General features: G+C 63.6%; 12 protein-coding genes. 3 read left to right on the top strand and 9 right to left on the bottom strand.

The annotated features are described in order from the left end of the window. Window positions 1-186: 186 nt before the first annotated feature. The 5 genes from QM612_RS08000 to QM612_RS07980 all read right to left on the bottom strand — a co-directional run bounded on the left by QM612_RS08000 (window position 187) and on the right by QM612_RS07980 (window position 3293). A complete protein-coding gene (locus QM612_RS08000) occupies window positions 187-588 on the bottom strand; it encodes a PIN domain-containing protein (RefSeq protein ID WP_415253370.1) in 402 nt (133 codons plus the stop codon). Continuing rightward, window positions 585-785, bottom strand: coding sequence for a type II toxin-antitoxin system VapB family antitoxin (locus tag QM612_RS07995; RefSeq protein ID WP_415253369.1), 201 nt, complete (start codon window positions 783-785; stop codon window positions 585-587). The genes QM612_RS08000 and QM612_RS07995 overlap by 4 nt, the downstream gene beginning before the upstream one ends. Before the next feature lie 104 nt (window positions 786-889). Beyond that, a complete protein-coding gene (locus QM612_RS07990) occupies window positions 890-1357 on the bottom strand; it encodes a hypothetical protein (protein WP_415253368.1) in 468 nt (155 codons plus the stop codon). A gap of 104 nt (window positions 1358-1461) precedes the next feature. After that, entirely contained in the window at window positions 1462-2028 is a 567-nt protein-coding gene (locus tag QM612_RS07985; RefSeq protein WP_415253371.1) for a TlpA family protein disulfide reductase, read from the bottom strand. Beyond that, window positions 2022-3293 (bottom strand): YihY family inner membrane protein, encoded by a 1272-nt coding sequence (locus QM612_RS07980; protein WP_415253367.1) that lies wholly within the window; start codon window positions 3291-3293, stop codon window positions 2022-2024. Before QM612_RS07980 ends, QM612_RS07985 begins: the two co-directional genes overlap by 7 nt. Before the next feature lie 88 nt (window positions 3294-3381). Here QM612_RS07980 and wrbA point away from each other — a divergent pair, with 88 nt between their 5' ends. From wrbA to QM612_RS07965, 3 genes are read left to right on the top strand one after another with little or no spacing between them, the layout of a single operon-like run. Then, window positions 3382-3975, top strand: coding sequence for an NAD(P)H:quinone oxidoreductase (gene wrbA, locus QM612_RS07975; RefSeq protein WP_415253366.1), 594 nt, complete (start codon window positions 3382-3384; stop codon window positions 3973-3975). Continuing rightward, window positions 3972-4310, top strand: coding sequence for a DUF2069 domain-containing protein (locus tag QM612_RS07970; protein WP_415253365.1), 339 nt, complete (start codon window positions 3972-3974; stop codon window positions 4308-4310). The genes wrbA and QM612_RS07970 overlap by 4 nt, the downstream gene beginning before the upstream one ends. 27 nt (window positions 4311-4337) lie before the next feature. After that, the gene (locus tag QM612_RS07965; RefSeq protein WP_415253364.1) at window positions 4338-4826 is read left to right on the top strand and encodes an asparaginase domain-containing protein; all 489 of its coding nucleotides are present in this window, start codon (window positions 4338-4340) and stop codon (window positions 4824-4826) included. Window positions 4827-4868: 42 nt separating this feature from the next. On the opposite strand, the gene gltS is transcribed toward QM612_RS07965, so the two are convergent. The 4 genes from gltS to QM612_RS07945 form a co-directional block, all read right to left on the bottom strand. Further along, the gene (gltS, locus tag QM612_RS07960; protein WP_415253363.1) at window positions 4869-6059 is read right to left on the bottom strand and encodes a sodium/glutamate symporter; all 1191 of its coding nucleotides are present in this window, start codon (window positions 6057-6059) and stop codon (window positions 4869-4871) included. Window positions 6060-6097: 38 nt separating this feature from the next. Continuing rightward, a complete protein-coding gene (dgcN, locus tag QM612_RS07955) occupies window positions 6098-7144 on the bottom strand; it encodes an N-acetyltransferase DgcN (protein ID WP_415253362.1) in 1047 nt (348 codons plus the stop codon). 397 nt (window positions 7145-7541) lie between these two features. Further along, the gene (locus QM612_RS07950; RefSeq protein ID WP_415253361.1) at window positions 7542-7901 is read right to left on the bottom strand and encodes a hypothetical protein; all 360 of its coding nucleotides are present in this window, start codon (window positions 7899-7901) and stop codon (window positions 7542-7544) included. Then, on the bottom strand, window positions 7901-9111 hold a 1211-nt coding region (locus QM612_RS07945; RefSeq protein ID WP_415253360.1), incomplete at its 5' end, for an RHS repeat-associated core domain-containing protein. The genes QM612_RS07945 and QM612_RS07950, both read right to left, overlap by 1 nt.

The raw sequence follows: 9111 nt of genomic DNA, 5'->3' as shown, positions 1-9111 counted from the left end.
GCACTCAACACGCGGCAGCAGGGTGCGCTGCTGGAGGTGGCGCGCAGCATGCGTCCCGGCAGCACGCGCAAGGCGAAATGAGTCAGCCGGCCTTCGGGCCCACCTCAATGCCGAATACACGAATGCAATCGCACCGCTTTGCCACGCAGCGAAATCAATGGTGACTGGGGAGTCCCCGCATGATTGTCAGGTTGCCAGCTTCAAGGGCACATGCTTGGCTGCATGTGCAAAGTCCTTGTCCGTGGTCAGCAACGCGAGATCATGCTCAATGCACAACTGCGCGATGAGTGCGTCAATTGTGCCTAGCGGCACGCCAGACCGACGGCAGGCATTCCGTAGTTCTGCTGCGGCGATGTACGTATGCCGCCCAGGCTGTAACAGTGGAAGCGCTTGGAACCTGTCAATGATGCGCTGGCGATCCTTCGGGCCAGAAAACCCTTGAAGTAGTTCCTGAATGACAATGCCTGTCGTTACGATGGTCTTGCCGGAAAGCAGGAACTCTTTGAGCAAGGCAATTGCAGGAAGTTCGGTTGAGCCGTCACGCCGTAGAGCGAGTGACCAGACGCTCGTGTCAACGAACAGATTCATTCGCGACTGCGTTCTGCTTTAGGGTCGTAGCTCTCGTCCCAATTGAGTTGCCCCAGCAGGTCAACAATCCGACGTTGCTCGCGCCTGGCAATGAATTCCTTGAGCGCAAGCGTGACGGCAGCCTTCTTGGAAGGCTCGCCGCTGATGGCAACAGCACGTTCGATCAGTGCGGGGTCAAGTGCAAGGTTGGTCGCCATGGTCGCATCCTTCACACAGTCGTCCACACAATACGCATGATGGCTGCAAATGGCAACCTGACACTGAGTGACGCCGCGCCGCATGGCGGCATCGGCTGGAGTCGTCAGGACGCATCCTCACTGTGCCCGAAGTGCAATGCAAGCGTCCCGCCAACCTGGACGTGTTGCCACTGTGCGGTTAACCCAAGGATCCTGTTGCGAATAGCCTCAATATCACTGGCCTGTACTGCCAAAGGCTCACATTGACGGGCATTGCATGTGACTTGATACAAATCGAGCATGTCCAGGGCCTTGCTGCTCCAGCCTGACCAGCCGTCAGCCTGAAATACCTCGACGAGCCGCTCGACTCCGTCGCTTTCGGACTCGGCACCCATCTGAAATGAGGCGGCCTCACCGTCAAGAACCCGGCTAATAAAGCCTCTCTTGTGAAGCGTGCTCTCTACGGCGTAGTGAACCATGTCATGCGGAATGATGCCTTGCTTCGGGCAATCAATGCTCTCGGCAAGCAGTCCATCTCGAATCACATCCATTCTGTCGTGCTTTCCAGATCCCTTGACGAACACGAGTTGCATGATTTGCGACCTAACGCCTTATGTCTTTGATTTTCTCTACTGTAAGCGTCGAGAGCCCTGCATGCGCGCCCGATAACGCCTTGGTGTTACAGCACCGTAATTCATCAGCCGGCCATCGGGCCACCCTGACGGGCGATTTCCTCTTCCAGCATGCGCGCGGTCAGCGGGCCGGTGAACTTGCGCGCCAACTTGCCATCCGGCGCGATCAGCCACGTCACCGGCAGGCCAATCGGCGCAGCGAAATCCGCTGGCGGGTTGTACACGTCCACCAGCGCGATCGGATACACCACCGGATTCTTGGCGAGGAAGGCGCGCATCGCATCGATCGTGGTGTCCTCGTAGGCCAGCCCGATCACCTGGATGTGGTCGCGCATCGCCGCCAGCGCGGACAGCTCCGGCATTTCCTTCAGGCAGGGGCCGCACCAGGTCGCCCAGTAATTGACGATCACCCATTTGCCGCGATGCGCAGCCAAGTCGAACTGGCCGTGGTCGAGCGTGGCGATGCGCAGCGAAGGGCGTTCGGCAGCGGCGGTGGCAGCGGGCTTTTTCGCGGGTTGCGCTTCCGGTTTGGCCGATGGTGCGGGTGCCGGTTCTGCATCGGGCTTGCAGCCGGCCAGCAGCGCGGGGAACAGCAAGGAAAGACACAAGGTGCGCAGGCCGTTCATCATGATTTCGGGAGATCCTCGAAGATGCTGGAAACGCGCAGCTTGAGTTGTTCGCGCAGGGGCAGGCGCAGGCCGTCGATGACCTGCATCACCGCATCGCCCAGCGCATCATCACGATTCGGCAGGCGGGCTTCGGCCACCGGCACGCGCAGGTTGGCGGCTTCGTACAGTTCGCCCAATGTCACGTCGTCCAGATCGCGCGCCAGCAGCCACTGCCCACCTTCGGCGCGGCTGACCACGTTGATTGCCGCCATCTTGCCCAGCAGTTCCTGCACCAGGCTGTCGGTGAGGATCGGTTCCAGCCGCTGGATTTCCTCACTGTGCAGGCCCCTGCCCTGTGCGCGCGCGGCGTTGAAGCGGCCCAGCACGCGCAGCAGGCCGTACAGTTCGTAGCCGTGCGGCAGGCGCAGCGCGGCCGGCTGGTAGCGAAACGCAGACAGCGATGACGCAAACGACGCACCAAACAGCACCGCAGTCCAGCCGAGGTAAATCCACAACAGGAATACCGGCACGAAGGCCAGCGGCCCGTAAATCTTCTGGTACGAACCGAAGCTGCCCAGATACAAGCCGATGCCGCCTTTCACGCATTCAAACAGCAACACCGACAGCGCCGCGCCGGCCAGCGCGTGCCGCCACTGCACGGTGCGGTGCGGCACCACCTTGAAGATCGCGGCGAAGGCGAACAGTTCGATCAGGGTAGGCGTGAATCGCAGCAGCAATGCTTCCAGCCAGCGGCCCGGCACGGTTTCGAAGATCGCCAGCGCGAAGAAGCGGGTGGACAGCGCCAGGCTGGTGGCCGCGACCAGCGCACCCAGCGTCAACACCGTCCAATAGACGAGGAAGCGGCCAAACTTCGGGCGTGCGGTCGGCACCCGCCAGATGCGGTTGAAGATCGATTCCACGCTGTTCAGGGTGATGAGCAGCGACAGCACCAGCGCAATCACGCCAACCGTTGTCAACTCGCGCGTGTTGGCGGAGAACTCGCGCAGATAGCCCTGCACCGCGCTGGCGGCGCGCGGCACGAAGTTGGCGAAGATGTAGTCGCTGAGGCGGTCACTCCAGACATCGAACACCGGGAACGCGGACAGCACGCCGAACACCACCATCGACAGCGGCACCAGCGCGAACACGGTGGTGTACGAAAGCGCGCCGGCCTGCGCCAGCAGGTTGTCGCGCAGGAAGCGGCCCAGCACGAAGCGCCCGAAGCTGCCGGCACGCGCGCGGTCACGCCACGGCATGCTCCAGCGGTTCAATGTGTCCAAGGGTTCCATCGGCCAAGCCTAACCGATGCGCCCCCGCCTGCCCCGCATGTCGCGCCGCATGGCCTATCCTGCACGCCTTCCACATCAGGCTTCGCGCATGCCCGAAATCCTTGTCCTCTATTACAGCCGTGGCGGCTCGGTGGCCCGGCTGGCGCGGCAGATCGCGCGCGGCATCGGCGAGGTCGAAGGCATGCAGGCGCGGCTGCGCACGGTGCCGCCGGTGGCCCCGGTGACCGCAATCGCCGCCCCGCCGGAGCCGGAAGACGGCGCGCCCTACGTCGAAAAGCGCGACCTGTCCGAATGCGCCGGCCTGCTGCTGGGCAGCCCCACCCGCTTTGGCAACATGGCCGCGCCGATGAAACACTTCCTCGACACCCTCGGCGCGGAATGGGCCAGCGGCACGCTGCTCGGCAAGCCGGCGGCGGCGTTCACCTCCACCGCAACCATGCACGGCGGGCAGGAATCGACCCTGCTGACCATGCTGCTGCCGCTGCTGCACCACGGCTGCGTGATCGCCGGCATCCCGTTTTCGGAAAGCGCGCTCAACACCACCCGCAGCGGCGGCACGCCGTATGGCGCAAGCCACGTCGCAGGCGCGCAGGACGACCCGGAATTGAGCGATGACGAAGCCGTGCTGGCACGCGCACTTGGTCGGCGTGTCGCGATGCTGGCGCGGAAGCTGCAGGCATGAACCCGAAGCATTACCTCGCGCTGGTGTTGTGTACGCTGGCGGCGCTGTACGGCACATGGCTCGCGGGCAGCCAGCACCTGCTGGCAGGGCTGCTGGTATGCGTGCTGCCGCCGGTGTTGCTTGCCATTGCCGCGCTGCGCGGCTGGCATCGCGCCGGTTTCACCGCATCGGTATTCGCCCTGCTCTGGTTCAGCCACGGGGTGATGCTGCTGTGGTCGGAACCGGGCCAGCGCGTGATGGCCGCGCTGGAAGTGCTGCTTGCGCTGGTGGTGATCCACGCCGCCTGCCTGCCCGGCATCCGCGCGCGCCGCGCGCGCAATCAGCACAAGACCTGAACTCACGTTTTGGCGGACAATACGCGCATGGACAATCTGCTCATCGTCACCACCGGCGGCACGATCGACAAGGTGTATTTCGACGCCAAGTCTGACTATCAGGTCGGCGAGCCGCAGATCGGCCGGGTGCTGCAGGAACTCGGCGTGGCCTTCCGCTTCCACGTGATCCCGCTGCTGCGCAAGGATTCGCTGTTCATCGACCACAGCGACCGCGAACTGCTGCGCGCCACCATCGCCGCGCAGGAGGAAACCTGCGTGCTGGTCACCCACGGCACCGACAGCATGGTCGAAACCGCGCGGGTGCTGGCCGGCATCGAAGGCAAAACCATTGTCCTGACCGGCGCGCTCAGCCCGGCCCGGTTCGAGGGCTCGGACGCCGAGTTCAACATCGGCTGCGCAGTCGGTGCAGTGCAGTCATTGCCGCCCGGCGTCTATATCGCCATGAACGGACGCATCTGGGACCCGGCGAAAGTGCGCAAGAACGTCGAGGCCAACCGCTTCGAAGCGCAGGACTGAACCTGCGCGCACTCAACCAAGCCGGCTTCAACCAAGCCGGCCTCAACCCAGCCAGTTGATGAAGCCGGTGATGAGCAGTGCGTTGGTGAAGTCGATGAAGAACGCGCCGACCAGCGGCGCAACCAGGAAGGCGCGCGGCGCAGCACCGTAACGCTCCACCAGCGTGCGCATCACCGCCATCGCATTGGCCGTGGTGCCCAGCATGAAGCCGATGAAGCCGCCGCCCATGACCGCCGCGTCGTAGTCGCGCCCCATCACCCGGAACACCACCGCGCAGAACGCGACCACCATCGCCGCCTGCAGGCCAAGGTTGAGCAGCAGCGGCAGCGCCAGCCCGGCCAGCTCCCACAGCTTCAGGTTCATCAGCGCCACCGACAGGAACAGCGCCAAGCAGACATTGCCGATCACGTCGGTGGTCGGCACCGATACCCGCAGCCAACCGCTGGCGTCGTCGATGTTGCGGATCAGTGCGCCCACCAGCATCGCGCCGACGTAGGCCGGCAGGGTGATGCCGAGTGCGGAAATGCGCGCGCTGACCCATGCGCCCAGCCACATCGCCACAAGAATCGCCACGATGCTCTTGAGCGCGCCGAACTCGCGTTCGGCCTCGGTCTGCGCAGGTTCGCGCGGATCGCCCGGCGCGACGTGATCCTGCGGACGGCTGGATGTCAGCCCGAAGCGGCGGATCAGCACGGTCACCGCCGGCCCGCCGATCAACCCGCCCAGCACGATGCCGCCCATCGCCGCCGCCACTGCCACCGATTCCGCGCCGCGCACGCCGGCCTGTTCGAACAACGGCGCGAACGCAAGGCCGGTGGCCGGGCCACCGGTCAAGGTGGTGGAACCGGCCAGCACGCCGAACAGCGGATGCAGGTCGAAAGCCAGCGCAACCCCGATGCCGAGGATGTTCTGCGCCAGCGCGAAGCCGGTTGCCAGCAGCAGGAACACCACCACCTGCTTCCCGCTGATGCGCAACAGGCGCAGGCTGGCGTTGAACCCGATCGTGGTGAAGAAGGCGATCATCAGCGGGCTTTGCAGGCTGGTGTCGAGCACGAACAAGGTGCTGCCGCGCGCATGCGCAATCGACGCGGCCACGGCGAACACCAGCCCGCCGATCACCGGCGGCGGCAGGTTGTAGCGGCCCAGCACCGGGATCGCGCGGCACAGCGCGTAACCGATGAACAATGCGATGCCGGCGAAGGCAAGCGTCTGCACGGCATCAAGTTCAAGCATCGGATGTCCTCATCGGCAGGGCTGCGGTCAGCCGCACTTCATTGCGGGAAACAGGCCAGCAACCTGTCCACGATCGGCCCAACGCCGTGACGCACCGGGTCGCGTGCCGGCAGGCCGAGTTCATCCTCAACCTGCGTACACAGGCGCTCGGCTTCCGCTTCGGAATGGCGTGAGGTATTGAGCGAAACACCCACCGCGACCACATCGGGATTGGTCAGCCGCGCGGCGGTCAGATTGGCCTCCAGCGTGTCGCGCAGCGACGGCACCGGATAGTGCGGCAGCCCGCGCATGTGCGCGCGGCCCGGCTCGTGGCACAGCACCAGCGCATCGGGCTGGGCACCGTGCAGCAGCCCCAGCGACACCCCGGCGAACGAGGGATGGAACAGCGAGCCCTGGCCTTCGATCAGATCCCAGCCGCCATCCGTGCGGGCCGGCGAAAGCCATTCGATGCCGCCGGAAATGAAATCGGCCACCACCGCATCAATCGGAATGCCGCGCCCGGCGATGAAGATGCCGGTCTGGCCGGTGGCGCGGAAATCGGCGGCAAGCCCGCGCGCGCGCATCTCCGACTCCAGCACCAGGGTTGCATACATCTTGCCGACCGAGCAGTCGGTGCCCACCGTCAGCAAGCGCCGGCCCGCGCGGCGCAGGCCATTGCCCACCGGCGTTGCAGGCGGCACCCGCGCATCGAACAGATGGCGACCATTGCGACGGGCGGCTTCAACAATCTCCGGGTAGCCGGTCAACCGGTCATGCAGGCCGGACGCGACGTTCATGCCGGCATCCAGTGCGGCAACCACATGCCCGATGGCGGCGGCATCCAGCCTGCCACCGGCATTGGCCACGCCCACGATCATGGTGTTGGCACCGGCGGCGCGCGCCTGCGCGAAATCCATCACCGGCAGGTCGAGCGGTGAATTGCAGTCAGGCCCGCGGAACTGCCCCACGCACCACTGCGGGCGGAACTGCGCCAACCCGCGCGCGGTCTTGCCCGCAAGCTCGTCCGGGGCATTGCCCAGATACAGCAGGAACGGCGGTGGCCAAGTGGAAGCATCAGGGGAAGCCGGAACGTGCTGGGTCAACATGGGGCGGACTCTTGGGATGTCGCGCAAGAGTATCGAACCTTGGCCCATGCGGGTGCCTTTGACCTGCCCCGACTGCGCCGGAGCTGCTTCTGCCCCCTCCCCCTTGAAGGGGGAGGGTTGGGGTGGGGGTGAAAATGCGTGGTGATGCCGGTTTACTGCGCGATGTGCGCCGCCAATATTCTGTTCGATGCCGAACCGCACATGCACCTCGCCGCTTGCGATGACGGGAATCGGTACTGCGTGTGATGGTTAGATGCAAGCGATCATGTCCGAATCAAGCTGCGCCGTGAAACGGTGTCGGCTTGGATGAGGAGGCAAGCGTGATGGTGGCGTGAGCAGGTTTATAGGTGTCCCGGTTCTTCCCGGTTCTCACACCCCGACTCTCGCACCTACTTACTTACTGTTCCAGTTCTGGCAGCCCTGCACGCCGCCGCGATTCGATAATGTAGCTGATGTACTTGAGCGCGTTTTCTTGCCCTCCATCATCTAAGGTTTTTATCTGATCTACCCAGTGTTCGTTCCATGTGCGCACGCCAGGCGGCTTGCCGCCACGCATCTCGCTTGCCACACGCATATCAACAGTCTCGGTGAACTCAGCCCACATTCGTGGTGTATCGAGTAATATCGAACGACCTTGCGCATCCTTTTTTGCGTCGACAAAAGGCTCTTTGTTGAAGATTCCTCGCCCGCATCCAGACATGTTGCACCCCACCAGTAGCGTCAATAGCAGCAGCGTTGACCATCGCATCGCCTTCATTATGGACCTCCTGACAAACCGTTGGCCGAGTGTCGGCACATGCCGCAGAGCACGTCGCCAAAACCGGACGCCCATCGGAACGGATTGAGCGTCGGCGAGTAGAGGTTGGCCACATCGCCCCACGGTTGGCGCCATACCATCGTGCCGCCGGCACCTTGAATCGCACGAGATGCGCTGTAGTGGCTCAGCGCCGGACTGCGCATCACGAAGGTCGAGCCTTGCGCCGACAGACCGTACCAGCGCGCCGCATTGGCCACTGTGAGCGTGCCTTGACTGTGTGCAATGACCGTCATCGGGTGATTGACAGCGGCCATGCCGCGCGCAAATCCAGCCGCCAATGGATCGCCCGCCCAACCGAAGAACTTCTGCCGGAAAGATTCCAATATGTCCGCAAGGAAACCGTGCGAAGGATTGTAGTAGCCTGGGATCTTCTCGCTATTGACTCGCCTTATGAAATCATCCCGATCCCCCTTGATGCCATTCGTCATCACGGAGTCGTAGTCATTGAGATCAGTCGAGCGCCCTTCTGGATAAATCCACTCACCTTCGCCACCTTGCGAGGGGCCGCGAACAAAGGCGCTGAGTGCCACTTGGAACGCAGACGTCATCGCTCCATTTGCAAAATTTCCGCCGCTCAACTTCGACACGGTGCCACCAATGATCGCCGCCACTGCGGCTCGCGCCGCATCGTTACCGATCTTGCCCAGCCCCGGTGCTACGGCTGCTGTCACGCCCGCGGACAGGAACCCGTGCCCGAACTTGCCGCCCTGCAAGTCCGCCATCACGCCGCCAGCCACACCAGATGCTGCGACATTCCCCCAACTGAACCCACCACCGAAGTGCCCGGCAATTCCACCGAAGATCATCCCGCTGAACGCGCCTTGTATTGCGCCTTTCAATGTTCCTGTTGCGATTGCTCCTCCTGCAAACCCCGCTGTGCCTCCAGCAATTGCGCCGATGGCAATTGCATTTCCAGCCAACGCAGTTCCGGCCAACCAACCCGCAGCCCAACCGGACGCCGCGCCATAAGTGATGACTGACACCACGATCGCCAGCAACGGTCGCCATATCTTCCGCCAACTGAACATCCCCGTCGGATCAACAAGGGTCAGCGGGTTGTTGAAGACGTAGGTATAGGCGTTCCACGACTGCAAATTGGCCGGTGCTTGAACGAGCGGATCGGCCTGCAGGAACCGCCCCAGCATCGGAT

Source organism: Thermomonas sp. (assembly GCF_047606765.1).
In the GTDB taxonomy this organism is placed as follows: Bacteria; Pseudomonadota; Gammaproteobacteria; order Xanthomonadales; family Xanthomonadaceae; genus Thermomonas.
The sequence above is the reverse complement of the archived record's forward strand: the minus strand, read 5'-3'. Positions and strand labels throughout refer to the sequence as shown.